General features: G+C 60.0%; 26 protein-coding genes and 1 tRNA gene. 9 read left to right on the top strand and 18 right to left on the bottom strand.

Annotated elements, in window-relative coordinates; genetic code table 11:
- Positions 1 to 6 precede the first annotated feature (6 nt).
- From GJT30_17560 to GJT30_17530, 7 genes are all read left to right on the top strand, one after another.
- Positions 7 to 792, top strand: a complete 786-nt coding sequence (locus GJT30_17560; protein ID MSM41429.1) for an outer membrane lipoprotein-sorting protein — start codon at positions 7 to 9, stop codon at positions 790 to 792.
- The gene (locus GJT30_17555) at positions 789 to 2,024 is read left to right on the top strand and encodes a hypothetical protein (GenBank protein MSM41428.1); all 1,236 of its coding nucleotides are present in this window, start codon (positions 789 to 791) and stop codon (positions 2,022 to 2,024) included. Before GJT30_17560 ends, GJT30_17555 begins: the two co-directional genes overlap by 4 nt.
- Positions 2,025 to 2,091: 67 nt before the next feature.
- Positions 2,092 to 2,985, top strand: coding sequence for an alpha/beta hydrolase fold domain-containing protein (locus GJT30_17550; protein ID MSM41427.1), 894 nt, complete (start codon positions 2,092 to 2,094; stop codon positions 2,983 to 2,985).
- Between the two features lie 58 nt (positions 2,986 to 3,043).
- Complete coding sequence (locus GJT30_17545; GenBank protein ID MSM41426.1) at positions 3,044 to 3,763, top strand: PDZ domain-containing protein; 720 nt, start codon at positions 3,044 to 3,046, stop codon at positions 3,761 to 3,763.
- On the top strand, positions 3,750 to 4,103 hold the full coding sequence (locus GJT30_17540) for a PadR family transcriptional regulator (GenBank protein ID MSM41425.1): 354 nt from the start codon (positions 3,750 to 3,752) through the stop codon (positions 4,101 to 4,103). Before GJT30_17545 ends, GJT30_17540 begins: the two co-directional genes overlap by 14 nt.
- The gene (locus tag GJT30_17535; protein MSM41424.1) at positions 4,100 to 4,831 is read left to right on the top strand and encodes a hypothetical protein; all 732 of its coding nucleotides are present in this window, start codon (positions 4,100 to 4,102) and stop codon (positions 4,829 to 4,831) included. Before GJT30_17540 ends, GJT30_17535 begins: the two co-directional genes overlap by 4 nt.
- 75 nt (positions 4,832 to 4,906) lie before the next feature.
- Complete coding sequence (locus tag GJT30_17530; protein MSM41423.1) at positions 4,907 to 5,794, top strand: hypothetical protein; 888 nt, start codon at positions 4,907 to 4,909, stop codon at positions 5,792 to 5,794.
- A 53-nt stretch (positions 5,795 to 5,847) separates the two neighbouring features.
- On the opposite strand, the gene GJT30_17525 is transcribed toward GJT30_17530, so the two are convergent.
- From GJT30_17525 to GJT30_17485, 9 genes are all read right to left on the bottom strand, one after another.
- Positions 5,848 to 6,306: a pyridoxamine 5'-phosphate oxidase family protein gene (locus GJT30_17525; GenBank protein MSM41422.1), complete on the bottom strand. Its 459-nt coding sequence runs from the start codon at positions 6,304 to 6,306 to the stop codon at positions 5,848 to 5,850.
- A gap of 83 nt (positions 6,307 to 6,389) precedes the next feature.
- The gene (locus GJT30_17520) at positions 6,390 to 7,238 is read right to left on the bottom strand and encodes a hypothetical protein (GenBank protein MSM41421.1); all 849 of its coding nucleotides are present in this window, start codon (positions 7,236 to 7,238) and stop codon (positions 6,390 to 6,392) included.
- 46 nt (positions 7,239 to 7,284) lie between these two features.
- Positions 7,285 to 8,499 carry a Fic family protein gene (locus GJT30_17515; GenBank protein ID MSM41420.1) on the bottom strand — a complete coding sequence of 405 codons (1,215 nt, stop codon included), beginning with the start codon at positions 8,497 to 8,499 and terminating at the stop codon, positions 7,285 to 7,287.
- 428 nt (positions 8,500 to 8,927) lie between these two features.
- The gene (gene tsaA, locus GJT30_17510) at positions 8,928 to 9,389 is read right to left on the bottom strand and encodes a tRNA (N6-threonylcarbamoyladenosine(37)-N6)-methyltransferase TrmO (protein MSM41419.1); all 462 of its coding nucleotides are present in this window, start codon (positions 9,387 to 9,389) and stop codon (positions 8,928 to 8,930) included.
- A 49-nt stretch (positions 9,390 to 9,438) separates the two neighbouring features.
- Positions 9,439 to 10,305 (bottom strand): hypothetical protein, encoded by an 867-nt coding sequence (locus tag GJT30_17505; GenBank protein ID MSM41418.1) that lies wholly within the window; start codon positions 10,303 to 10,305, stop codon positions 9,439 to 9,441.
- A gap of 68 nt (positions 10,306 to 10,373) precedes the next feature.
- Complete coding sequence (locus GJT30_17500; protein ID MSM41417.1) at positions 10,374 to 10,811, bottom strand: hypothetical protein; 438 nt, start codon at positions 10,809 to 10,811, stop codon at positions 10,374 to 10,376.
- 251 nt (positions 10,812 to 11,062) lie between these two features.
- Positions 11,063 to 11,965 (bottom strand): MBL fold metallo-hydrolase, encoded by a 903-nt coding sequence (locus tag GJT30_17495; GenBank protein MSM41416.1) that lies wholly within the window; start codon positions 11,963 to 11,965, stop codon positions 11,063 to 11,065.
- Positions 11,966 to 12,336: 371 nt separating this feature from the next.
- Positions 12,337 to 12,412, bottom strand: a tRNA-Thr gene (locus GJT30_17490).
- Between the two features lie 99 nt (positions 12,413 to 12,511).
- Positions 12,512 to 13,138, bottom strand: coding sequence for a redoxin domain-containing protein (locus tag GJT30_17485; GenBank protein ID MSM41415.1), 627 nt, complete (start codon positions 13,136 to 13,138; stop codon positions 12,512 to 12,514).
- A gap of 189 nt (positions 13,139 to 13,327) precedes the next feature.
- Between GJT30_17485 and GJT30_17480 the strand changes: the two genes are divergently transcribed.
- Both GJT30_17480 and GJT30_17475 read left to right on the top strand, forming a co-directional pair.
- On the top strand, positions 13,328 to 13,846 hold the full coding sequence (locus GJT30_17480; GenBank protein MSM41414.1) for a peptidyl-prolyl cis-trans isomerase: 519 nt from the start codon (positions 13,328 to 13,330) through the stop codon (positions 13,844 to 13,846).
- Positions 13,847 to 13,898: 52 nt separating this feature from the next.
- A complete protein-coding gene (locus tag GJT30_17475) occupies positions 13,899 to 15,755 on the top strand; it encodes a tetratricopeptide repeat protein (GenBank protein ID MSM41413.1) in 1,857 nt (618 codons plus the stop codon).
- Positions 15,756 to 15,907: 152 nt separating this feature from the next.
- Here GJT30_17475 and GJT30_17470 read toward each other — a convergent pair whose 3' ends face one another.
- From GJT30_17470 to GJT30_17430, 9 genes are all read right to left on the bottom strand, one after another.
- The gene (locus GJT30_17470) at positions 15,908 to 17,956 is read right to left on the bottom strand and encodes a diguanylate cyclase (GenBank protein ID MSM41412.1); all 2,049 of its coding nucleotides are present in this window, start codon (positions 17,954 to 17,956) and stop codon (positions 15,908 to 15,910) included.
- Between the two features lie 15 nt (positions 17,957 to 17,971).
- Positions 17,972 to 19,354 carry a TldD/PmbA family protein gene (locus tag GJT30_17465; GenBank protein ID MSM41411.1) on the bottom strand — a complete coding sequence of 461 codons (1,383 nt, stop codon included), beginning with the start codon at positions 19,352 to 19,354 and terminating at the stop codon, positions 17,972 to 17,974.
- A 59-nt stretch (positions 19,355 to 19,413) separates the two neighbouring features.
- A complete protein-coding gene (locus tag GJT30_17460; GenBank protein ID MSM41410.1) occupies positions 19,414 to 19,647 on the bottom strand; it encodes a DUF4911 domain-containing protein in 234 nt (77 codons plus the stop codon).
- Positions 19,640 to 20,551 carry a 4-deoxy-4-formamido-L-arabinose-phosphoundecaprenol deformylase gene (locus tag GJT30_17455; protein ID MSM41409.1) on the bottom strand — a complete coding sequence of 304 codons (912 nt, stop codon included), beginning with the start codon at positions 20,549 to 20,551 and terminating at the stop codon, positions 19,640 to 19,642. The genes GJT30_17460 and GJT30_17455 overlap by 8 nt, the downstream gene beginning before the upstream one ends.
- Before the next feature lie 50 nt (positions 20,552 to 20,601).
- Positions 20,602 to 21,258, bottom strand: coding sequence for an outer membrane beta-barrel protein (locus GJT30_17450; GenBank protein MSM41408.1), 657 nt, complete (start codon positions 21,256 to 21,258; stop codon positions 20,602 to 20,604).
- 30 nt (positions 21,259 to 21,288) lie between these two features.
- Entirely contained in the window at positions 21,289 to 22,329 is a 1,041-nt protein-coding gene (locus GJT30_17445; protein ID MSM41407.1) for a bifunctional UDP-4-keto-pentose/UDP-xylose synthase, read from the bottom strand.
- A 145-nt stretch (positions 22,330 to 22,474) separates the two neighbouring features.
- Positions 22,475 to 23,392 carry a formyltransferase gene (locus GJT30_17440; GenBank protein MSM41406.1) on the bottom strand — a complete coding sequence of 306 codons (918 nt, stop codon included), beginning with the start codon at positions 23,390 to 23,392 and terminating at the stop codon, positions 22,475 to 22,477.
- A gap of 275 nt (positions 23,393 to 23,667) precedes the next feature.
- Complete coding sequence (locus tag GJT30_17435) at positions 23,668 to 24,606, bottom strand: glycosyltransferase (GenBank protein MSM41405.1); 939 nt, start codon at positions 24,604 to 24,606, stop codon at positions 23,668 to 23,670.
- Between the two features lie 72 nt (positions 24,607 to 24,678).
- A complete protein-coding gene (locus GJT30_17430; GenBank protein ID MSM41404.1) occupies positions 24,679 to 25,842 on the bottom strand; it encodes an aminotransferase class I/II-fold pyridoxal phosphate-dependent enzyme in 1,164 nt (387 codons plus the stop codon).
- Between the last annotated feature and the right edge of the window lie 150 nt (positions 25,843 to 25,992).

The following is a 25,992-nucleotide window of genomic DNA, read 5'->3' as shown; positions in this document are numbered from 1 at the left end:
GGATACATGCGCATGAAAAGATTCGTTGCGGTTACGCTTTTCTCGGTCATTTTCGCCGGCATTGCCGCGGCAGGCCCCGACGCCCGCGCGCTCCTGAAGGAATCTGAGAACCGCCACCGTACCCGCACCCAGCAGTATGCCGGGGACCTCACGGTGGTGAACAAGGATGGCAAGGTCCGCAAAAAGGGGTGGAAGAGCTTCCGGCAAGGGTATGCCGGCGACGCCAGGAACCTGATCCGTTTCATTGACCCGCCGGAGGTGAAGGGGGTCGGCTTCCTTTCGCTGGCAAAGCCGGGGAAGAACCCGGACCAGTGGCTCTATCTCCCCTCCATGAAGCGGGAGCGGAGGATCGCGGCCCAGGACCGGGACGCCTCCTTTGTCGGCACCGACTTCAATTACGAGGACATGGAAGAATTCGACCACGAAAAATACAAGGTGGCGCTGCAAGGAGAACAGACCCTGGAGGGGCAGCCCTGCTACGTCATCATGGCGACCCCGCTGGAGACGGTGGGGAAGTCGGTCTACGAGAAAAAGATCCTCTTTCTGCGCAAGGACATCCTCTACCTGCTCCGCGAAGATCTCTTCCGCAAGGGGGACAAGGAGCCGAGCAAGCGGATGATCCTCACGGACATCCAGAAGATCGACGGCCACTGGGTGGCCAGGAAATGGGAGATGCACGACCTGAGGAAGGGGAGCAGGACCACGGTGATCCTCAAGGAGATCGCCTTTGACCAGCCCCAGGCAGCCAACCGCTTTACCCTGCAGAACCTGAACCGCGAGGGGGGCGATTGACCCGGATTCGCCTCCTGCTCCTGCTCCTGCTGATCCCCCTGCCGGTCTCGGCCCAGGGGATTTCGGGATATGCCGAGACAAAGGGGTTCGCCTATGCCGAGCGGTTGAACGACCGCGATCCATGGCTGCTCGGCTGGGGCACCCTCTTTGCCAAATGGGAGCAGATGGCTGTGGAGACGCAGCTCACCGGCTCACTGCGGGTGGAAGGCATCACCTCGGACGAACAGGGCAACCTCGCCTTCGACCCGGCCGACCGCAGGCTCAGGCGTACCCCCCTCTCCGTGCGGGACCTCTGGCTGCGGCTCCCGCTCACCCCTGCCCTGGACCTCCAGATGGGGCGTTTCCAGCTCGGCTGGGGGAAGACCGACGGCTATTCCCCGGCCGACGCCTTCCTGCCGCGCGATCTTTCCGACCCGTTCAGCGACGAAAAGCTCCCCCTGTGGGCCGTGCGCCTGAGCGGACAAGAGGGGACGCTGCGCTACGAGGCGGTTGCCTGCCCAATAACCACCCCCTGGCGCCTGCCCGTGCTCGGCAGCCGGAATGCCCCGCTCGAAACGGAAGGTCTGCCCACCGGAACGGTCTTCGACGAGATCGATTCCCCCCCCCCGACCGACGGCTTTGGCGCCCTGCGCCTCCTTGCCACCTTTGGCGATTGGGACCTGGGGGCATGGGGACGGTTCGGGGTGCGCCCTGCCCCGCTCCTGGATTTTCGCCTGGACCGGGCAACGCCGACCCCATCCGGCCCGATCATCCCCGTGGAGCGGCGTTATGCAAGGGAAGAGGCGATCGGCATCGAGGCATCCCGGATCATCGGCTCCTGGATCCTGCGCGGCGAAGGTGCCGCCCTCTTCTCCCGTGACCGCGACCTGGGCAATGCGCTTATCGGCGCGCTGAGCGCGGAAAAGGGTTTCGGCGACGGCACCCTGCTCGTCACCCTGGCCGGGAACGCGCTGGATACGCCCGTGGACCCGGTGCTCCTCTTCGACCGGTCTATTCTTCCCGCCCTGATCGCAGCCTGGAACCGGACCGAGGATTGGGGAGAATGGAAACTGGTCTGGAGCGTGGGGCTCAAGCGGGGCGACGGTCTGCTGAAGGCGGAGGCAGGCTACAACCTGACCGACCTCTGGAAAGTGACGCTGGGGGGGGAACTCCCCTACGGCTCGGCAGAAGGCCCCTTCGGAGCCCTCTATGCCGCCCGGCGGGTACACCTGGCATTGCGCCTGAGCTGGTGAAGGCCTTATGCACATGCGACTAGTATTGTCGACTACAACGGATTCATGACAAAACCCGGAGGGATTGATGGCCAGCCTGCAAAGTTACATCCTGCGCACCTATCTGAACTACAACAAAACAGCCAACAGCACGCACTGGCCCGTGGAAAAATTGCGCGAAGTCGAGGAAGAGTCCGCCAGAAGGACGCAGATGCCCAAGGATTTCCTGCTCCAGCCGGTCACTGCCGGCGGGGTCGAAGCGGAGTGGCTCCATCCCTGCGAAGCGCCCAAAGAGAGGGTCCTGCTCTATCTCCATGGTGGCGCCTATGTCATGGGTTCGTGCAACACCCACCGGGCAATGGTGGCACGCATGGCCAGGGCGTGCGGGATGCGCGGGCTGATTCTCGACTACCGGCTGGCGCCGGAACACCCGTTTCCGGCAGCCCTCAACGATGCGGTCGCGGCATACCGCTGGCTCTTGAATAACCGCATCAAAGCACGCGATATCGTGATCGCCGGCGACTCGGCCGGTGGCGGCCTGGCCCTGGCAACCCTCCTTTCCGTGCGCGAGGCCGGCGATCCGCTCCCGGCCGCTGCGGTCTGCATCACTCCCTGGACCGACCTGGCCATGACCGGCGATTCGCTGAAGAGCCGCGCCAAGGCCGAACCGCGCGTCACGCTCCAGTCTCTTTCCCTGGGCAGACACTACATCGGTGACAACGACCCGCGCCTGCCGCTGATTTCCCCGCTCTATGCCGATCTTGCCGGGCTCCCGCCGCTCCTGATCCATGCCGGCAGCGACGACATCCTCCTGAGCGATGCAACGCGCCTGGCGGAGCGGGCCAGGAGCGCAGGCGTCCAGGTTACCCTGGAGGAGTGGGAGAGGATGTGGCATGCATTTCATCTCCATGTCCCCCAGCTGCCGGAAGCGCGGCGTGCCATCGACGCCATCGGCGCCTTCGTCCGGCAAAAACTCGGGTAGCCGTTTTCCCCATTGACATACCTAAATTTAATAGGCATTATACCTTTAAATTTTAGGTATGGGAGGGGGAGCCATGAACTCCAGTTTTTCCAGGCGTTTGTTGTCGTTGGCGGTCATCAGCGGTTTGCTCTGCGGCTGTGCGTCACACCCGGAGCTGCAACGGGGCTGGGTGGGGGGCGAATATGAAAATGCCAAGGTCGGCTTCTTCAAGCCTGATCCGCTCAAGGGGGATACCACGCTTCCCCTGCTGCCCGAACCGGTGCTGAAGGAGCAGTCCGGTGCGGTGCTGGTCGTCGGGCTCGCTGAAGAGACCCCGCTGGCTGAGGCCGGCATCCGGGCAGGGGACCTGATCGTCGGGATCGACGGAGAAACGGTGCAATCCATCGATGACCTTCGCACCCGGATCGACGAAATGACACCGGGGGCCACGGCTCGACTGAAGGTCTATCGCAACGGCGAAACAACCGAAAAACCATTGGTAATCGGCAAGGAAACCTATAAAATTATCGGGACGCTCTCCATCGGTCTCCGCTTCAGCCCGGAGATCGAACTGAAGATGCAGCCCGATTTTTCACTGTTCTCCCTGGTCAGTTTCCGGAGCAGCGACAAACGGGTCAACCTGCGGTCGCCGCAAGCCCAGTACGTTGCGGCAAACTCCGAGGCGGGAAAGACTGCGGAAAATGCGCTGTGGGATCTCTGGCTGGGGGTTTTCGGCCTCGGCAGAAGCGAGACGATCATCAATCAGGAGTCGGTCGGAGTGAACCATGACAAAAGTTGACCGGAAGAAACCGAATGCGGCATTCCAGAACGGGGTGCCGCTCCTCCTGGTTTTGAAACTCCTCTCCAGAAACGAGATGTACGGCTACGAGATCGTGAAGTCGATCCAGAAGGCATCCAACGACGTGCTGTCGTTTGCCGAAGGGGCAATCTATCCGGTGCTGCATCTGCTGGAAAAGGACGGGTTCATCACAAGCCGGGAGCAGAGCATCAACGGCCGGACCCGCCTCTATTACAGCCTGACCGAATCGGGGCTTAAGCGGCTTTCCGAACTGGAGACGGAGTGGGCCAGGGTCAGCCGGGGGGTTAGCCTGGCATTGCAATGGGAGCCGCAATCATGAGACATGACCTTGACTGGCTGAAAACCACGTTGATCCGGCGGGGCATCCCGGTCCGGCAGGCATGCCGGCTGGTGGGGGAATTGGCAGACCATGTCGAAGATGCGGAAAACGATCTGCTCCTGGCGGGCAAATCCCCCCGTGAAGCCGCGCTGCTTGCCAGGGAGAAGCTGGGCGGAATGGAACTGCTCGCCGACGAGATCAGCACCTGCTTTGCCAAGCGGACATTCTGGGGCAAACATCCGGTGCTCTCGTTTGTCCTGCTGCCGCTCTTTTCCTTTGCCCTGATCCCGATCGTCCCCATCGTAACGGGCAATCTCCTGGTCAGGTTCCTGGATCGCCTGAAGGAGCAAGGCATCGGTTACGACCTGCAGGCGGTGCTGTCGTACTGCAACAATGGCTTTCTGGCCTACCAGTACCTGCTGGCAGCCGTTTGCGCCGCCGGCTTTATCGGCATCGCCACGAGGTACGCCTGCAGCATGAAATGGGCGGCTGCGGCAACCGGCATACTGGCCGTTTTGGGCGGGCTGCTCGTGTCGGTCCTGACGGTCGGGCCTCCGGTCCATGCCGGGGCGCACCTCTCCGGCACCATTACCCTGGGGTTCGAGTTGTCCGACATGTTCTCCCCGGAGCGAATCGTGCGATTCAGCCTCCCCCTGGCAATGTTTGCCCTGCTGGCAGGCAAAAATGTCTGGCACGGCTACATAAAGCCGACGATGACCAGGGGCTGAAATATCCGTTGTCCATTGCGCATTGACATATTCATTCCCAAAGGGATTCACATGCATAGATGCCGTCATGCTCTGATGTTGTTTTGCCTCGTAGTATCCGCTCTTGCAGCCACAAACGCGGAATCGGCCGACACCTCCCCCAATGAAGCCGCCAAGGAGCTGATGGCGGCCGAGGAACAGCCGGGCCGTCACCCTTGGAACGCCTCCGTTCAGACGACCTGGTTCCCGGACAGCACGATCCGGAACACCGGTGGGGAGATCGGGATGCAGGAAGTGGAGGCAAAGTTCGGGCGGAGCTACCAGCTTTCCCCTGCTTTCAACCTTTCCACGGATTTCGCCTATTCGCTCAGAACCCTCGATGCCCCCGACAGCGCGCGGCTGCCGGAGGAGCTGCACACGGTCTCGGTCAAATGGAGCGGGAATTATCAGGTGAACAAGGATACGGGGCTCACGTTCCTGGTTGCGCCGAGCCTGAACGGCGACTTCAAGGTGATCGGCACCGATGACATCCGGATGCAGATCGGTTTGATGGGGCGTTACAACATGTCGGCAAAGCTCACGCTGCTGGCCGGGCTTATCTATCGCCAGGGTTTCGAGTCCCTCCCGGTACTCCCCATCATCGGGGCCATGTACCGGCCCGACGAACACTGGACCCTCAGTCTGGCCGCTCCCCGGCCAGGGGTAACGTACAGCCCGGACAAGACGTCGAGTTATTACATCGGCGGAGAGTTTGCCAGCAGCGAGTATCAACTGCATGACGCCTCGCTCGGGGCGAAGATCATCAGCTACCGGGATTACCGGGCGCTTGCCGGGGCCGAATTCCTCCTGTTTTCCGCAATCAAGCTCAACATCGCGGCAGGTTACGCCTTTGACAGGAAGTTCGTCTTCTATGACGGCGCCAGGGACGACGTCAAGGTCGATGACAGCCCCTTTGCCAGGATCGGGGTGAGTGTGGTCTGGTAGGCTTTGGGAAAGCGGCAGCCGGGAGAAAACTTCCTCCTCCGACTGGGCAGGGGTCAACAGCCGGTCTTTTTCCCGGTCATTTCCTCGATCTCGACCCTGATCACGGCGGTCTTGGCGACTGCAGCCGGCGGAAAACTGAACTCACCTTCGCCGTACTGGTTCATGATGACCTGCAGGGCTGCCACCTTTTCCTCCCGGCTCTCCAGCAAGGTGGCAGTGCCAAAGGCGATGACGCTCCGAAAGCGCATCCCCCAGGCACAGGGGGTTTCGGCCTGCACCAGTCCGTGGCCGGTATCGAAGGCACAGCAGACCCGGCTGTTGCGCCGCAGGATATCGATTTTCCGCCCCTCCACGGCGCTATGCAGGTAGATGACGCCCTCTTCGTAGCCGAAGTTCATCGCCACCAGGTACGGCGAGTCCCCATCCGCCATGGCCACGTGACAGACCTGGCACTCGCGGATGATCTCCTCCTGCTCCCCTCGGTCGGTAATCTCTTTTTCCGCTCTTCTCATCCAGAACTCCACAATTCCGGGGTCGCCACCCGGCGTCAGTACAACATCAACGGCAAATCAGACCTCGTGAATTCATCTCCCCATCAGCCCCGCCGCAACCGGTCGACGAACTCCTGCCAGGCAGTATCCAGGTCCTCGCCGAACGCCTCGGTAAACGACCCAGCAAAATCCCGGTCGTCCTCCAGGGCCAAAAGAAAGGCGCGGAAGCGTGTTTCGTCGCGTTGTCTCAGCCAGGCCACGAACATCCCGCTCTGGCGGTAGAACATGTGCGGCTCCAGGCCGTAGGAGTGGGCGGATTTCTTGAACAGGAAGCTCCCGCGCGCCTCCGGCGTGATGCTCTTTCCCGCCAGAATGGCCCTGGCCGCCTCCTCCGCGCTCACCTTTTCCGCCCCGCCGCCCCCTGAGACGGTCACTGCCAGCCCTTCCTGGAACCAGGCCGGCAGGTTGGCGTTGTAGCCATAGATGCCGAGCTGCTGCCCGATGTGCAGATGGGACAGCTCGTGGGTCAATATCCGCTTGATCCGTTCCGGCTCCTTTCTTAGGCCGCCGGAAAGGAAGAGCTTGATGATTACGGCGCCGCGTATCTGTTTCGACACCCCGGTAAAGGCGGCAAAGCTCTCCTCGTCTTTGGTGACATAGACCTGCACCGGCTGCGTGAATGGCCGGTGCTGGTCCCGTTCCACCGTGGCAATGGCCTCGGGCAGGAGCGCCGCAACGGGCGCAGCCACATCCTCGCCGCCTGGCTCGGAGAAAACACGCCCATCACCCGCCATCGGCGCAAAGTCCGACGTCGACTTCAGGGAAGCAATACTGGAACGCATCAGGCTGCAGCCGCAGATGTGTGCGGCAAGCACGAGCAGGACGATGCATCTCGCCGCTCCGGCAAACCGGCTTGCAGGCGAACGTGGCCGAGGCTCGGCGGCGGAGCGCAGCAGAGACCGTCTGCCACGTTTAATTGAGCATTCCTTGCTGTACGGGCTAATCAAGACTGGCCTCAACCCCTTCAGGGTAAAGGCGAGGGAAATAATACCCCACCATTGATGCTGGGAAACCGAGCTTTACAGGTCCCTTTTCCGAATCGGAAACCAAATAGCCTTTGCCCAATAAACTACTTACGACCCTACGTGCTGAGCGCTCAGGCATTCCAATGATGCTTGGGATTTCTCCGCGAGTTATTTCCCCGCGTAAAAATACATCTCTCAGTAAATGACCAGCCTCAGGTTTCAATGCACCAAAAGAAACTTGACGATCAACCACTGCTTGTATTCTTTTCTGCATTCCATCCAAATCCAAAAGCCCTGTCATGAAGTCAATTTGGTCAACAGCAATTTCAAGAAAAAACTTACAAAATCCCAACAGGCCCGCTTGCGTCAAGCTCCCCCGGCCATCCAGATCTCCTCTGCGAGGTTGATCTGCCCCTGCCAAGGAAGCAAGATATTCTTCACGATTTCTTGCGAAACCTCTAGATACAGTCCACAACCCATGGCCATCTATCCGGGCTTTTTTCAGATAGGCATGTGTCATAAGACGTGTAACTCGCCCGTTGCCGTCCAGGAAAGGGTGAATCCATGCAAGACGGTGATGAGATGCCGCCGCCGCGATAACTCGACTTACACCCTTTAGTTGTTGAGGGTCGTAGACTTCTTCATATCTTTTCATAAAATCACATATATATTCTGATTTCGGTGGCAAGTGTCTTCCAACCTCAACCTCTAATTCCCTTGTTCTGCCAGGGATCACCCTTTCAGTTTTTCCATCTGGGCGTTGTACGACAAGATACTCCTCCGGCATCCGCTCATAAAATTCTTTATGTATCCAGCACAAAAAACTCTTACTTGTAATGACTGTTCCCGGATTATTCTCAATGTGAGTCTCGATGCATTTCTGGACTTCAATATGTGCTTTGCTTTCCAATTGTTTTGCTCTTTTTACAGGATCTTTGGAAAAGTCTTCTCGCATAGCGCGATCAATGTCTACAGGATGGGTGTTGTGCCCTTCTATCAAATTGGAATAGTAGCTGTTCATTTTTCTTACTAATTCCACGATTCCTCTACGGGTAACTGGATGAACAGCGGCACTAATGCCAGCAGACTTACGAATCACCTCAATCGCCAGATCGTCGAGTTCTCCCGCGGGATCAAGAGGCATCATCGGTTCCATTTCGGAAATTTTCGTATAAAAACCATCTTCCATGTGGATTCTCCGTACATGGGCCAGCATTCTGGCCGATGTTGAAACCGATATTATCTGCGCATGAATGTTCAGTTGTGCAGAGAGTTTGGCCGATTTATAGGCCGATCCTATAAAATAAAATATTAAATATAAACAAGCTATTGCAAACAATGACACCAATATATATCAAATGTTTTGGCCGATAATTTGGCCGATATCCTTGTACTGCATTTTATCAATTAAATAAACAACTTTTTATTTGTCTAATTTTACTGGCCGATATTTTGGCCGATCCTGGGGAACTAACAATAAAAAATGCCGCCCCGCGGGGATCGGCATTTTCCCAGTACATACAGCCTGCCCCACCGGCATCACTGCTTCAGATAGCGTTTCATCGGGTTGTAGGCGAATCTACTCCGCTTGAAGCATTCGTTCGCCCGTTTCACTCTCTATTCTCGATTGCCCGGTTTTGGCCGCCACGTTGTTTCCTGCACCCACCCATTGGATGCTGCGGCAATGAGATCAAACCGCGGTATGTATGGCTTAATATCCAGCAAAGGCGTCCTGTCGAGAACATCTATGCCATCGACAATCAAGACGTTGTCTTCCCTGCGCAGGAGTCTGACAATAGACATGCCGATTCCGTTTGGCCGGCAAGGGTGACGTGAAGCATAGATACCGTGCGGTGTGTCGTCAAGAAACGTAGGCCTGACCAGTTCGACCTCCCCGCCCCGGTCAAACAGGTACAGCAGATAAAGGTGGGAAAAGGTTTCGATATCCTTGAGACCGGGAGCGTATTCTTGGAAGACTTCGACTCGACCCTCTGCGTTTTCGGAATAGAGCGGCTGAATCGGGCATTCTTCCTTTGTCTTGTGAGGTGAGTGAATGATTCCTATGGGCTGGATTTCCATGGTGATGGTCCTTGTGGGCAACGTGTGAGAGTGCAGCGGCGAAGCGTAGTTATACCTTGTGGACCAGTGTGGAGAAATCAAATTCAAACCGTTCTGTGTTTTCTGGATACAAGTCAACCATGACAAACGTTCGATAATATTCTTTAACAAACTCTAAGTTGCCGTTCTTCAGGCTTTCTTTGGCCTTTCTTCGGACTTCCTGAATTGTCAAAGTCTTTGTCTCAAGCTCTTGGTACTGTGAGACTATGCCTTCTACCCTTTGTAATATTGCCTTGGCTGAACAATGCTCTTTTAGATAACTTTTCGATGCCATTGTGAAGAGGTCTTCACAGGTTACGAGCCCATAACGTTTCCCGGTGCTTTTTAGCGTCTCATTCATTTTTGCGATTGCACCGTTGACCTCTTTTGTCTTGAACAGTTCTTGGTAAAACACTTGATAACCCGCTTCAACTTCATTAAAACTGACAGCTTGTCTCGGACCTAACACAGCGTAAAACGGCGCTCTTTCCAAAACATCTGTAATTTTGAATAGGTGGAATCCAAAACAAGCCGCAACTACAACAAGGAGGTTATTTCTTGTGTTTATATTGATTCTCTGAAGGGATTTAAAGAGATCTTGCCAAGGTATTGCTTCCCCACCAGCCGTGCCGAGGGCGTCCTCATTCGCGTGTGCCTCAATGTGGATGAAAGGGAGTTCGTTCTTGGTTTTTGTTGCGTCCTCTATAGCGCTCAAGATGCTATCGAGTTCACTCCTGTCATTAAAGGTCAAATACGTGATTGTAAGCTGAGGAAGATATGCATCTTTCCAAACCGTTGAGTCTTTGAAAAGAGCTCTTCCGGTATGGCGCTCATCTGATTTCAGCGATTCTAAGATGTATATTTTGTTAAAAGAAAGGTGGCAGTCCTTGTGTTGCATAATTTTCTCTTTTCTCCGGTATAACGGGGCCGGCGTTGACCTGCCATCGGGCAGGTCAAACAACGTGGTTATGCTCGATTTTTCTTTTTCGTTTGTTTGCTATTGTTTGGTAGGGCATCTAATGTGTGGCCTACTAAACCGGTTAATTGCCGCGTAGCGTCTGCTTGTTGTTTATGTAATTCGAGCATTTCTCTCATTCTGTTAATTATCCCGACTATTAAGGACATGAACAAAATGGCAAATGACCAAACTATTAAGAAAACATCTCTACGATTAATTACCTCGTCTGATCTGAATTCTAATAAAAGCGCTGATACAGCACATATGTTGCTGAACCAGAGAAAAAGGCGGACAAAAATTTTCTTGGTGTCATCTTTGATTTCGTCAATGCTTTTCGCATGTTGGGCCTTAATGGTTATCCATGCCAGTAATGTCGCCCATCCAAGCGATATTGCTAATGTGACTATCATGACAGCCCATGCCGTTTCATTGCTGGTTAATGTCATTTCTGGTTTCCTTTATTTTTCTGCATAACTCGTTATTAGCAAGTTTCCCGATATAAGTAATTTATTACCTATATTTGGAATATATCTCTCATATAAGTAACTCAGTTCCCACGACGGTGATCTCGTCAGTATTCCGCCCCCATTATACGCCGCCGACCTCCATGCGCAAGTGACGTTGCCGCGATAAAAAAAGGCCGACCCCCGCGGGGATCGGCCTTGCCTCTGACACACTACAGCCTAGCCCAGCGGCTTCACGGCTTCAGATAGCGCTTCTTCAGGTTGTAGGCGATCATCCACTCGGCCTGGGCCCGCTTGGGCAGGACCTTTTTCATCTCTGCCGCGACCGCGTCGGCATCCTTCGAGGTGGCTGTCAGCTCGCGCGCCTTGGCGTCGAACAGGAGGAGGTAGTCCTTCATCACCTGCAGGTCCTTCTTGGTGGAGAGCGGGCCGTGACCGGGGATGATCCGCTCCACGTCCATGGCCTGGAGGGCGTCGAGGGTCCTGGTCCAGCCGGCGATGTCGCCGTCGGCCAGGTAGGGATGGAAATCGGTGAAGAGGATGTCGCCGGCAAACATGATCTTCCGGGCCGGCAGGTAGACGACCGTGCTCCCCTCGGTGTGGGAGGGGGCCAGGCGGATCAGGTCAACGGTCTCGTCCCCCAGGTCGATGCTCACCGTGTCATTGAAGGTAAGGGTGGGCAGGACAATCTCCGTCCCGGCCATATCCTCGGGCTTCAGGCCGTAGCCGGCGATATTCCGGAGGATCTCTTCCCCCATCCCTGCCAGGAGCCGGCGGTCGGCGTCGTGGGAGATCACGATGGCGCCCAGCCGGGCAAAGACGCAGTTGCCAAAGGCATGATCCAGGTGGGTATGGGTGTTGACCACGTACCTGATCGGCTTGTCCGATACCTTGCGGATGTCGGCCAGGAAGCGCTCTCCTTCCTTGGCGGAGATGAGGGTGTCGATCACCAGGATGCCGTCCCGGCCGACGACGATGCCGGCGTTGGCGGCAAAGCTGGTGGCAGGGCCTGCCTCTTTCACGCCGACGTAGGAATAGACGTTATCGGCAATCTTGGTCAGCTCCGCCAGGGCAGATGTGGCCCCGCCACAGACAACCGTTACCACGCAGATCCAGAGAACTACGAACCGCTTCATGTGTTCCTCCTTTTGCATCGCGTCATGTCAGATGCCGCCGCAAGGCTCGGGATGGCGCGCGACGACTGCGGCAGCGGCCCAGTATATGCCCATCCCCGCAAAAAATCACCCCCATTTTGCGCACTTTTTTGGGAATGGGCGCAATGAGAGCCATGGGTTGCCAACCATGCCCGGAAACTATTGGTTCCCGGATCGGAAAGGAGGGATTTTTCGTCCTGGCAAGGAAATCAAGGGATTGCGCGGAGGCGTAGCAGCGCTACGCCGCACAAGGAATCCCGCGGATTGACGCCGCCAGGGCGGAAAAGAACCCTTTCCGGACGGGAACACAAAAAGGCCCCACGGCGGATATTCCGTGGGGCCTTGCGTGCTACTGGAGCCGATGGGCGGACTCGAACCGCCGACTTGCTGATTACGAATCAGCTACTCTACCAACTGAGTTACACCGGCTTGCTTCGTGCCGACGACGTGCCGTCGAGCGATGGTTTTTTTAGCGTACTTTGCTCCGGAAGTCAAGCCACAACTCCCTGTCGCTCCGACGGAACCGCGCTACTTCGGCTTGCCGCCGAGCGTCTTCTGCCCCGGTTTCCATCCCAGCGGACAGAGTGAACCGCTCTGCAGCGCCTCCAGCACCCGGATGGTCTCGTCGACGCTCCGCCCCACATCGGTGTTGTGCACCACCTGGTACTGCAGCACCCCCTGGGGGTCGATGATGAAGAGGCCACGCAGGGCTATCCCCTGTTTTTCATCGAGGATGCCGTAGCGGCGGGCGGTCTCCTTGTTGAAGTCCGCCAGCAGCGGATATTTGAGATCCCCCAGCGCTCCGCTCTTGATCCATGCCAGGTGCGAAAACTTGCTATCCGTGGATGCCCCCACGACGGCAGCTCCCAGCTCCTTGAACTTGGCGACGCTTTCGTTGAACCCCTTGATCTCGGTCGGGCAGACAAAGGTGAAATCGGCCGGGTAGAAGAAGAGGACCAGCCAAGTGCCGGCATAGTCGGAGAGGCTGACCTGCTTGAATTCCTTGCCCTGTTCCGTGCCGACCACCGCCTCAAGAGAGAAACCGGGGGCCGGCTCCCCTACCTTCGCCTGCTGCGGCGCCATCATCTGGTGATGCGACGTCATGAGCGACTCGCCGGCAGCGGCAAGACCGGAGGTCAGGCAGAGTGCCGTCATCAGGATCACCAGCGCGCAACCTTTCCGTATTCTCACGTTCACGGTCTCCTCCTCGAATGAATTTCGTCTAAAACTATACCACAGCCCGGCCAATTGCAACCTTCAGTCAAACCGCTCCCCAGAAAACGGTTCACCACCTGAGCGAAATATGGTAGAAGAGGGGAAAATAACCTGTAAGGAGCAGCAGCCATGACCGAATCGACCAATCCCAAGGTCCTGATGGAAACCTCCATGGGTCCGGTGACCATCGAACTCTTCAAGGAGAAGGCCCCCATCTCCGTGCGCAACTTCCTCTCCTATGTCAATGACGGCTACTACGACGGCCTCACCTTTCACCGCGTGATCAGCACCTTCATGATCCAGGGAGGGGGCATGGACGCCGACATGCAGCCGAAAAAGACCAAGTTCGCCATCAAGAACGAGGCGGCCAACGGGCTCTCCAACCTGCGGGGCACCCTGGCCATGGCCCGCACCAACGTGGTGGACAGCGCCACCTCCCAGTTCTTCATCAACGTGGTGGACAACAAGTTCCTCGACCACCAGGGGAAAAAGCCGGAACAGTACGGCTACGCCGTCTTCGGCCAGGTGGTGGAGGGGATGGACGTGGTTGACGCCATCAAGCAGGTGAAGACCACCTCCAAGGCCGGCCATACCGATGTCCCTGCCGAGCCGGTGATGATCAACTCCATCAGGCTCATGGAAGAATAACCTGCGGCGGGGTGGGCCGTCCCGCACGGCCCACCCGCTCCCGGCAGAGCAGATGCCCAGCCCCCTCTCCCCTTTGCCCGTAACGGCGCGACAGCCGGCCTTCCATCTCCTGCTGATCGTCGCAATCGGGCTGTTCGCCTACTCCGACAGCTTCATTGTCCCCTTTGTCTTCGACGACCGCTGGACCATCGTCACCAACCCCCAGATCCGCGATCTCTCCCGCTTCTTCACTGATCCCGCCATCTTCGCGGCCTTCCCGCGCCGTTTTCTCGGCTTTCTCACCCTGGCGCTGAACTACCGTCTGGGGGGGCTGGAGGTTGCCGGCTATCATGCCGTGAACCTTGCCCTGCACCTTGCCACCGCTCTCCTGCTCTACCGGTTCTGCGGGCTGCTCCTCGATCTCCGCTCCGCTGGGGCATCCTGCGCCACCCGGCTGGCCATGCTCCTCCCGCCGCTCCTTTTCGTGGCCCACCCGGTGCAGACCCAGGCGGTCACCTATGTTACCCAGCGGTTCAGCGTCCTGGCCACCCTTCTCTATCTGCTCTCCTGCACCCTCTATCTCTCTTTCCGCCGGCGTCGGGAAGCGGGGATTCCACTTCGCCGGCTCGGGCCCTGGTATGGCGGGGCGCTTCTGGCCGGGCTCTGCGCCATGTTCGCCAAGGAGATCGCCTTTACCCTGCCGCTGGCGATCTGCCTCCTTGAATGCGCCCTGTTCCGCGGCACGCTCCGGCAGCGGCTTTGCCGGCTCGGGCCGTTTCTCGCCCTGCTGTCGGTCATCCCCCTGCTGACCCTGCTGTCCGGCGGCCACGAGCAGGAGCTGGCCGTCCTGGGAGGAGCGTCGGCCGCTTCGTCGCTCCCCACGCGGGATGCATATCTGACCACCCAGCCGGCCGTGCTGGTCACCTATCTGCGGCTCCTGCTGCTGCCGGTCAACCAGACCCTGGACTACGACTTCCCGCTCTACCGCTCGCTCCTGGCGCCCAAGGTGCTGGCAGGGATCGGCCTTGCCGCGGCGCTTCTCGCCGCTGCCGCCATGCTCTTTCGCCGCAGCATGAAGGAGCCCAGTGAAGATGGCACCCCCTTTGCCCGCCAAGCCGCCATCGGCATCTGCTGGTTCTTCCTCACCCTGGCAGTGGAGACAATAGTCCCGCTGGCCGACGTCATCAATGAGCATCGGCTCTACCTTCCGTCAATCGGCATGGCCCTTGTGGCCGGAGCCGCTGCAGGAGCTCTGGCAGAGCGGTTTTCGCCCCGCCCGGTCATTGCAGCAGCCGTCGTCATCGTGCTGCTCCTGGCGATAGCCACCTGGCAGCGCAACCTGACCTGGGGGGACGAGCTTCTCCTCTGGAGCGACGCCGCGGCCAAGGCGCCGGGAAAGGCCCGCCCCCACTACAACCTGGGAGTGGTGCTGAGCCGGCGCGGACTGCTCGATGCCGCCGAGAGCGAATTCCGCGCTGCCCTTGCCATCGACCCCCGCCATGCCCGAGCCCGCTACAACCTGGGGGTGATCCGGGCAAGCCGCGGCGAATACGCTGCGGCCCAAAGCGATTACGAGGCTGCGCTCGCCCTCGACCCGGCGCTGGCCGAGGCCCACAACGCCCTGGGGTCGCTCCGGGCAGCCACCGGCAACCTGGCGCAGGCGATCGCCTCCTATCGCGAGGCGATCCGGCTCGATCCGTCCCTGGCCGACGCCCGCAACAACCTGGGGGCGGCCCTGGCCGCCGATGGCAAGGCGAATGCCGCCATCGTCGAGATAGAGTCCGCCGTCCGCCTCAACCCGGAGAATGCCGACTATCGCCGGAATCTCGCCAGGGCCTACGACCTGCTGGGGTTGCGGGAAAAGGCCGCGCTGGAGCGGGCACGTGCGGATGCACTAAAGGATCAGAGCGGCAAACGAGCCCGTTATTGAAAACGCAGGTTGTTCAAAAGCAGTCAGATCGGCGCACCTGCAGAAAGCCCCGCGGAGGCGTAGCAGCGCTACGCCGCACAAGGTGGCTTTCGAGGACGGCGGCGAGATGGCTGGTTTTAGCTCCGCTGAAACTTCGTTTTCAACAACCTGTTTCAGTGGGTCTGCTGGGTGGCGGGTGCGACGATCCGGAACCTGCTGGCAGTCGGGAGATCCAGGCTGGAGACGATCCGGTTGCGGCCTTCGGCCTTTGCCTGGTAGAGGGCCACATCGGCAGTGGAGATGAGATCGGCGGCGGTGGCTCCGTTGTCCGGGTAGGTGGCGATGCCGATGCTGATGGTGAGGGTGCTGGACGGGAGCCCTTCCTCGCCGGCAAAGAGTTCGTGCTCGATGGCGTAGCGGATCCGCTCCGCGACAAAATGGGCATCCACGTTAGGGGTATCGGGGAGGAGGATGCAGAATTCCTCGCCGCCATAGCGCGTCACCACGTCCATCTCCCGCACCGACCGTTGCAGGAGCTGCGCCACCTTCCGCAGCGCCAGGTCGCCGGCCGGATGGCCGCAGAGATCGTTATAGAGCTTGAAATTGTCCAGGTCGAGCATCATCACGCTGAGCCGCAGGCCATTGCGCACGCTGCGGGAAAGCTCCTCGTCCATCCGTCGCTCCAGAAAGCGCCGGTTGTAAAGCTCGGTGAGCGGATCGGTGATGGAAAGACGCTCCAGAAGCCGCACCCCTTCATGGCTCTTCATCCGCAGGAGCAGTCCGGCGGCATGGGTCGCCAGCCTGGTCAGCAGTTCCAGGTCGTCGTTGCCAAACGGGGTCTGATCAGCGCGGTCGGCCAGGTTGAGCACCCCGACCGTTTCGTCGCGGCACGACAACGGCAGGCTGATGAGGGAGCCGGTCTTGAAGCGGGAACGGTGCCCGATGGTGAACCGCTCGTCGTTGACGATATCGTTCACCAGCACCGGCTGCCCGGTCAGGGCCACCTGACCGGCAATGCCGCTCCCCAGCTTCACGGTGAAACGCCGTGCCAGCATCGGATGCATCCCCTTCACCGCCGCAATGGTGAGGAATTCCTTCTGCCGGTCCAGGAGCATGAGCGAGCCCGAGCGCGCCCCCACCAGCTTGGCTCCCCGCTCCAGAACGTTGCGGCAGAGCTCCTCCATCCCCTCCACCAGAGTCAGTTCCGTGAAGATCTGCACCAGCCGCTCGGCGCGCTCCACCTGTTCGGCCTGCTGCCGCTCTCGCTGAACTCCCGCGATCCGGGCAGCCGCTCGGCCGATCAGAAGCTCCTGCATGAGGAGATCGTTGCCCCGCAACCGTTCTCCGACCAGCAGCAGGGCGCCCAGGGTCGCGTCACCCTCCAGTAACGGCACGCAGATCCCGCTGTTGCCGGCATAGGAGGGGAGAAAGCCGGCCAGGTCGTGCACAGGCAGACGGACCGTCCCCTGGCCGCCGAGACAGTGGCGCGCACCTTGATCCTGCAGGGCAAACGGGGTGAACTCCGCCCCCCAGGCCGGGCAGACCTGCCAGCCCGGACCGCCCTCGGCAGGAAGGATGGTTGCGACCCCCTGCAGATCGAAGAGAATTCCCAGGGATTCGGCCAGAAGGGCAATGACATCGTCGCGGGTGGCTGCCCGGTCGAGCTCTGACGACAATTCCAGCACCAGGCGGAGCAGTTCATCCCCCTCAGGCCCCTGGGCCGGCACGAGATCATGCCCGCTCAGGAGGCGGACCAGGGCAAAGGTGCGGCCTGCCAGTTCCGCAACGGAACCGAAGGTGGCAACGGGCAGGGCTTCCAGCTCTTCCAGAAGGCGAAGCGGGTCTTCGCCCAGGCTGACGGCCAGCTCTTCCACCCGCAACAGGTCGAGGCGGGCATCGCGCACCCCGCCGCAGGCCAGGCACCAGGGGGGGGGCGCACCTCCCAGGGGCAGGGCAAAGAAATAGAGCCCGGCCGGGGTCCTGGTTACCTGGGGGCTTGAGCGGCGCTGGGCACGGTCGAGCAGTTCGGCAAGGGAAGCTTCGGCGATGCGGGAAAAGAGCGGCGGCACCCCGTTGTTGCCGGCATACTGCCAGGAAGAACCTGCGGCCGCACCGGTCCCCTGGCGCTTGAACGGCGCCAGGAGGTGCCCCTGTAGAAAGCCGGCATGGCTCAACGCGGCAAAGATCTCCCCTGCCGCCGTATGTGCCCTGGTTTCACGCATCTGTCGCCACTCCGCTCAGGCTGCCCCGCCAACAGTAATCTCGGAAATCAGCAGGGTCGGCTGGGCATCGGATACCGGCACCCCCTGGCCATCCTTGCCGCAGGTGCCGATGCCGAAACCGAGATCGCTGCCGACCCGGACGATATTCTGCAGAACAGCCGGCCCGCTGCCGGTGAGGGTTGCCCCGCGTACCGGTTCGCCGATCGTCCCGTTTTCGATCAGGTAGCCCTCAGTGACCTCGAAGACAAAGTCGCCGGTGACCGTGTTCACCTGCCCGCCCCCCATCTTCCTGACGAACAGGCCATGCGTCGCCTCCCGCACCACCTCTTCCGGGGGTGTGCTGCCGGGCGCGATCAGGGTGTTGGTCATCCTGACGATCGGCTTGGTCTGGTACGACTCGCGCCGGCCGTTGGCCGTGGATGCCTGGCCGGTCTTCATGGCGGTGAGGCGGTCGGAGAGGTAACCCTTCAGCACGCCGTTCTCCACCAGCACGGTCCGCTGGGCAGGAACCCCTTCGTCGTCGAAGGAGAACGAGCCCCGGGCATTGGGGATGGTGGAATCGTCCACCACCGTGACCAGCGGCGAGGCGACCACAGTGCCGATCTTTCCGGTGTACATGGACACCCCGGCCTGGACCAGGTCTCCTTCCAGGCCATGGCCGATCGCCTCGTGGACCATGGTCCCCCCCGCCTCGGACGAGAGGACCACCGGCATCATGCCGCCGGGAGCCTTGCGGGCCTCCAGCATCATGACCGCCCTGCGGGCCGCGGTCCGGGCAATCTCCTCCACCGGGTGCGTCCTGAGAATCTCCAAGCCGCAGAAGCCCCCCACCGGCTCGTAACCGGTCTGGATCACCCCGCCATCGGCGGCTACCGCTTGCACTGCAAAGACCACGCCCGTGCGATTGTTTTCCACGAATTCGCCCAGCGAGTTGGCGATCTGGCTCCGCGACCCGCCGTCGCGGTAGGAGACCGTCACCTGGCGGATGCGCGGATCGACGCCGCGTGCCACCCGGTCGGCCAGGCGGACCAGCTCCACTCGCTCCTCCAGCGGCACCAGGTCGGGCGGTTCCAGGATCGGGAACCCCGGACCGACGACACGGCTGCGAAGATCGATGGCACCCTCGAACCGCCGCCCCTGCACGGCACGGCTCACGGTCTCGGCCAGCTCCATGAGCGCTCGCTCCGTCACCTCGTTGGTATAGGCATATGCAGTGCGCAGGTCCGCGATAACCCGGATCCCCACCCCCCTGTCGCTACCGGAAATGACCCGTTCGATCCTGCCATCCTCGCAGCTGACACCGGTTGCCGTCCCCTCCTCGAAATAGAGGTCGGCAAACTCGCCGCCATTGGCAAGGGCGCGGCAAAGGATACTCCGTATATCCATGGTTTCAAGCACTGTCGCCCTCCAGTTTCTTGTCGTAGGTACTCAAAATGCGGCGGGAAAGACCGGATCGGTCAGTGTGCCGCGTAATCGGGCATCTCTTCCAGGGTTATATCCCCCTGCAGCGAGGCAAGCAGCGCCGCGCTGTCGGCTGCAGCCCAGTCGGCGGAGCTGATCCGGACGATCCCCTCCCGCTGGTCGACCGTGCTCATGGTCATCATCCCCTCGTAGGCCTCGACGATGAACTTGAGAAAAACCATGTCGCGGCGTGCCACCCGGTAGTGCCTGACAGTCGTCGCATCAGGCATCGCGGTTCATCCCCTGGAGCGCCACCGGCATCGCCCTGCCCGCAATGGTGCCCATTGCCAGCTCGCAGGCTGGTGCATCGTAGCCGACATCCTTTGCCACCTCGTCAAGGGTCATAAACCGCACCCCGCGGTTGCGCAGCCGTTGCAGGAGATCGGTAAAGAGATCGCTGAACGCCTTCCCTTCCAGTTCCGCATGGATGGTATGCACATTGAGCCCCGGTTGCAACAGGGAGAGATAGTGGTCGTTGATGTTGGCAGTGGTGATGCCGTTCTCGCCGAGGAGTTCGTCCATGGTCGGCCAGGTGGAAGGGATCTGCAGTGTATTGAAAAAACGGCCCTCCATGACCGGATAGAAGGGATGGGTGCCACGGGCATCGCTGCAGTGGGTAAGCCCCATGGCATCCTGGATCTCCAGGGAATCGGCGGTGACGGTCCAGCCGGGAGCCGCAGTGGTGCGGGTGCGGCGGCCGATGATCTCCTCGAACAGGGCGCTCGCCCGCCCGAGTTCGAGCAGGGCGGACTGTTTGGGGAGCCAGGGGAGGTAATCGTGCCATTTGACATGGTCCCAGCAGTGGATGCCGATCTCATGCCCTTCCTGTTCGGTTAGTTGCAGAATCTGCGGCAGGCGTTCGCCGATGATGGGGGGAGGCAGGAGGGTGCCGTAGAGCATGGTGCGCAGGCCATAGACCGAAGGGGCGCGGGTCCGGAGCATCTTCTCCAGAAACCCTTTCCGGAAGATGCGGCGGATCGCCTTGCCCGAGTTGTCCGGACCGAGGGAGAAATAGAAGGTGGCCCTGATGTGGAATCGCTTCAGGGTCTCCAGCAGGCGCGGCACGCCGTCGCGGGTACCGATGAAGGTATCAACGTCGACCTTGAGGGCAACTGTGGCGGGTCTTTCAGTCATGCAGTTTGCGCTCCCGCCCTCCGGGCAGGTTTACCGCGGCACAAAGGGTATCAGAACCCCATCGTCACGGATCCGTACAGAAACGTACCTGAAATATCGAACGAACTCCCCATCATGGTGCTTTTCAGCTGCTCGATCCGCTTGACCTCTATGGCGAAAGAGCCCGCCCCACCCAGCTTTAAGGCAACCCCGCCGCCATAATAGAGGGCGGTCGTCAGGTCGTCGTCCTCCAGTTCCTGGTTCGCCGAGATCTTTTTCTTTGCCATCAGGTACTGCATCCCGCCGCCGCCGAGGACATAGATGTCGACATAACTCAAGGGGACTATGGCCTTGGCCGTCAGCGCCATCGGCACGACGGAAAGGGAATAGAAGGGGTCGGCGGCGTAATCGTGGGTCAGGAGGGGATCATCCTTGATATAATCGGTCTCATAGTAACCGATCGTCGCTTCTGCAGCGACATACGGCAGCGGCCGGATGCCGTAGCCCAGTTCGGCGCCGGTGCCGATGTCGAAATCGAGGCTGCGGCCATCCACGCTGACATCCGGGAAGAAGCCGCCCCCCTTGAACGTGAGATACTGCTGGATGCCCGCCCCATCCTGGCCGGCGCTATCGCGAGCCTTCATCCAGTCGAAATCCGCAGCCTGCGCCTGCGCGGACAGAAGCAGCAGAGCGGCCAGCAGTACCCATGTACGGAAAATCCCGGTCATTCCCGATCCCCCCAACGCCTCAGCAGGCGGTTACAGCAGGTGCTCGATCTTCTCCTTGTCCTCAATCAGGTAGAAGTCCAGCGTCTTGCGTAGCGCCTCGTCGATGCCGGTCTTCGGTGCCCAGCCGAGGCACTTTTTGGCGTTTTCCACCGAAGGGACGCGGGTCAGCATGTCCTGGTACCCCTTGCCGTAGAACTCGCCCGAGGTAATATCCACGATCCGGCAGTTCTCGGCCTTTTCCCGGTAGGCGGGATACTCCTTGACCAGGGCGATCAGCTTTTCGGCCAGTTCCCGGACCGACAGGTCGTTGCCGGGGTTGCCGATGTTGAAGATGCCGGCGTTGGCGCAGCCGTTCTCGTTGGCGATGATCTTCATCAGGCAGTCGATGCCGTCCTCCACAAAGGTGAAGGAGCGGCGCTGATTGCCACCGTCCACCAGCTGGATCGGTTCGCCGGCCAGGATATTGTAGAGGAACTGGGTGAGGACCCGCGAGCTCCCTTCCTTGGCCGTGGAGATGGAATCGAGCTTGGGACCGACCCAGTTGAAGGGACGGAACAGGGTGTACTGGAACCCTTCATGGGCGCCGTAGGCATAGATGACCCGGTCGAGCATCTGCTTGGCGCAGGAGTAGATCCAGCGCTCCTTGTTGATCGGGCCGAGCATAAGCGGCGAGCTCTCTTCGTCGAACTCTCGGTCCGGGCTCATGCCGTAGACCTCGGAGGTGGAGGGGAAGATGACCCGTTTCTTGTACTTCACACACTGGCGGATGATCTTCAGATTCTCCTCGAAGTCCAGCTCGAAGACGCGCAGCGGGTCCTTCACATAGGTGACCGGGGTGGCGATGGCCACCAGCGGCAGCACCACGTCGCACTTCTTGATGTTGTACTCGATCCACTCCTTGTTGATGGTGATGTCCCCCTCCAGGAAGTGGAAGCGGGGATGGCCGATGGAGTGTTCGAGCTTGTTGTCGCTCATGTCCAGGCCGTAGACTTCCCAGTCGGTGGTGTCGAGGATGCGGCGGGTCAAGGCGTTGCCGATAAAACCATTGACGCCTAGTATCAGTACTTTCATTCAACTTTCTCCTTGTTACGGCTCCGACAACGGGCCGTCTGCAGCGTTGCGTTGCGGGCCGTGAGGCTCAACGTAGCGCTGCTACGCCTCGCCCCCCGGTCCTCACGCGCCTTGCATACGGCGCCGTTCTCGAAGCCGGTTGGTTTTATTTAAATTGTGCGGTAAGCAACTGCCTCTGCTCAGTAAAAGCGGCAGCGTCGGTTTCCGCTTCGTTCTCCACCTGCAGACTCCTGATCTCCAGGAGCCCTGCGCCGGTCCCGACCAGGAGCGGCTCTCTCGATACGATCCTGCCAGGCTCGCCGCTTCCCTCCAGGGGCCAGGCCTGCCAGATGACGACCTTCTGACCGCCAAGATGGGTAAAAGCGCCCGGATAGGGGTGGGTGACACCGCGGACCAGGTTGTAGACCTCAACGGCGCTTCTGGTCCAGTCGATCCGGCCGTCCTCGGGCTTTCTGCCACCACAGTAGTTGCCGGACTTCAGATCCATAGGGATGCGCGGCGCGGTCCCGACCAGAAGCTGCGGCCAGGCCCGGCCGATGACCGTCACTGCCGCGTCGGTCACCTTGTTGAAGACATCAAAGGCCGTGTCGGTAAAGGCGATGGCCACCCGCTCCCGGTCGACGATCTCCCCGGCATCCGGCTTCTCCACCATGTAGTGGAGCGTGGCGCCGGTCTCGGTCTCGCCGTTGATGACCGCCCAGTTCACCGGCACCCGCCCCCGGTATCGGGGGAGGTAGGAGCCGTGCAGGTTGAGGGCACCCCTGGCGGCCAGTTCCAGCACCTCCGGCTTGATCATGTTCCGGTAGTAGAAGGAAAGGAGGAACGCCGGGGCGATCTCCCGCACCCGCGCCACGTTCTCCGGAGTATTGATGTCGCTGGTGACATACGGGATGCCATGCCTGTCCGCCAGCTCCCGCACCGACTTGAACCAGATCTGCTCGGTGGGCGAATCCTCGTGGGTGAAGACGAGGCGCACGTCGGCCCCCTGGCGGAGCAGCTCCTCCATGCAGCGATAACCGACATTATGATAGGCGCAGACGACGATTTTTGGGGTAGTGGTCACGTACAAATTCCTTAAAGGAGTAAATTGCTTCACACTACGTCTGAATCCACCACTAAGACACTAAGGACACTAAGAAATCGCTCACCAATAAGCTTTGCGGTCTCACATCCCGTCCCCAAATCCATGCACGATGCCTGACCAAAGTTATTTATTTGAAAACCCTCTGAATCCACCACTGAGACTCTAAAGACACTAAGCAGAAAACATGTTGTTTTTCTTAGTGCTCTTAGTGTCTTAGTGGTGAAAAGGTTTTTTTAAGAGTCACAGTAGCGGTGTTACTCTTCAGTTCCGTGTACCTTGCGCACCACGTACCGCGGCCGCCTCCTCACCTCCTGGTAGATCCTCCCCACATACTCGCCGACGATGCCGATGCCGAAGATCGTGATGCCGATGAAGAAGAAGAGGATGGCAAAGAGGGTGAAGACCCCTTCCACCTCGGCGCCGACCAGGAAGCGCCGCACCAGCAGGAAGATGGCAAAGGCCACGGCAAAGAGCGAGGTCATGATCCCCAAAAGGGCGAAGATCTGCAGCGGCACCACGGAAAAGCCGGTCATCAGGTCGAAGTTGAGGCGGATCAGCTTGTAGAGCGAGTATTTGCTCTCCCCTTCGAGCCGCTCGGCATGGGCCACCCCGACCTCTGACGGAGAGGAGGCAAAGGTCTGGGCCAGGGCCGGAATAAAGGTGGAGGCCTCCTGGCAGCGGTTGATGTTGTTCACCACGTTGCGGTGATAGGCCCGCAGCATGCAGCCGTAGTCGCTCATCTTCATGCCGGTCATCTTGCGGGTGACGACGTTCACCATCAGCGACGCGGTCTTGCGGAAAAAGGTGTCCTGCCGCTTCTGGCGGATGCTGCCGACGACATCGTGCCCCTTCTCCACCTCGGCAATGAGCTTGGGGATCTCTTCCGGCGGGTTCTGCAGGTCGGCGTCCAGGGTGATCATGATCTGGCCGCGGCTCACCTCGAAAGCGGCCATGATCGCCATGTGCTGGCCGAAATTGCCGTTGAACTCCACCACCCGGACCTCGGGGTAGCGGGCAGTGAATCCCTGCAGTATCTCCAGGGAGCGGTCCCGGCTGCCATCGTCGGTGAAGATGATCTCGAACGGGAGCGCAAGCCCCTGCATGACCGGGTAGAGCCTGGCCATGAGGTTGTCCAGGTTCCCTTCCTCGTTGTAGACCGGGATGATGATGGAGATGTACGGCTGTTGCGGCATTGGTAATTCCCGTAGGGGCAACCCTGCATGGTTGCCCTTTGTTGGGCGGCCACGCAGGGCCGCCCCTACAAATTATTTCCGAAATTTCACGATCACGTCCTTCACCGCATCGACCACGTCCCGCGCGTCCTGATCGGTCATCTTCGGGAAGAGCGGCAGCGACAGGATCCGGTCCGATGCGTAATCGGCATGGGGCAGGCTGCCTGCCGGCTGGGGGAGATGCTCCCGGTACCAGGCATGGTGGTGGACCGCCTTGTAGTGGAGCCCGGTGCCGATGTTCAGCTTCTTCAGCTCGGCCATGAAGCCGTCACGGTCTATGTCGAGCAGCTCGATCCGGACCAGCGGCGTGTAGAGATGCCAGGCATGGCGTTGCGGATACGGGCCGCAGACGGGAAGAGCCAACTCAGCCACATCGGCCAGGGCCTGGTTGTAGAATCCGGCGATCTCGGTGCGGCGTTCGATGAAGCGGTCCAGCTTGGGGAGTTGGTGGATGCCGATAGCCGCCTGGATGTCCATCATGTTGTATTTGAAGCCGGGCAACACGATGTCGTAGTTGGGGGTACCGCTGGCGGCAAAGCGCTTCCACGCCTCGCGGCTCATGCCGTGGAACTTGAGGAGCGACACCTCCTCGGCCAGAGTCTCGTCCGGGGTACAGACCATCCCCCCTTCGCCGGTGGTCAGGTTCTTGTTGGGATGGAAGGAGAAGATGGAGATCGAATCGAAGGAGCCGATCCGCTTCCCCTTGTATTCGGTGCCCGCGGCATGGGCCGCATCCTCTATGACGGTGAGCCCGAATTCGCGGGCCAGGGCGAAGATCGGGTCGAGATCGCAGGATTGACCGGCAAAGTGGACCGGGATGATCGCCCGGGTCTTCGGGGTGATCTTCTCGCGGATCTTTTGGGCATCGATATTGAGGGTGCCGGGCTCGATATCCACCAGCACCGGCTTTGCACCGCACAGGACCGGGATGCTCGCCGTGGAGGCAAAGGTCATGGGAGTGGTGATGATCTCGTCTCCCTCCTTGATGCCGAGGGCGAGCAGGGTCAGGTGGAGCCCCGCGGTGGCCGAACTGAGCGGCACGGCATAGGGGGCGCCGACATACGCCCGGAAGGCGTCCTCGAAACGCTTCACCTTGGGGCCGGTGGTGATCCAGCCGGAACGGAGGGAATCAACGACCTCGTTGATCTCTGCGTCCTCTAGGGTGGGAGTGGAAAAGGGGAGAAACTCGCTGCGCACCGGAAACCTCCAGGAACTATCGCAAATCGCTTATTTATGGCACAAATCCCACGGTCGTGCAAACACTTTTCGCGCCACAAAGCCGCCCCAGTGTCGGCTCCGTCACCCGCCAGGCCCGCAGCGGGGCCTCATCGGGCACACGCATCCGAA

The sequence above is a fragment of the Geobacter sp. genome (assembly GCA_009684525.1).
Taxonomy (GTDB): domain Bacteria; phylum Desulfobacterota; class Desulfuromonadia; order Geobacterales; family DSM-12255; genus Geoanaerobacter.
Note: the sequence above shows the minus strand (reverse complement) of the source record. Positions and strands in the feature narration are given on the sequence as shown.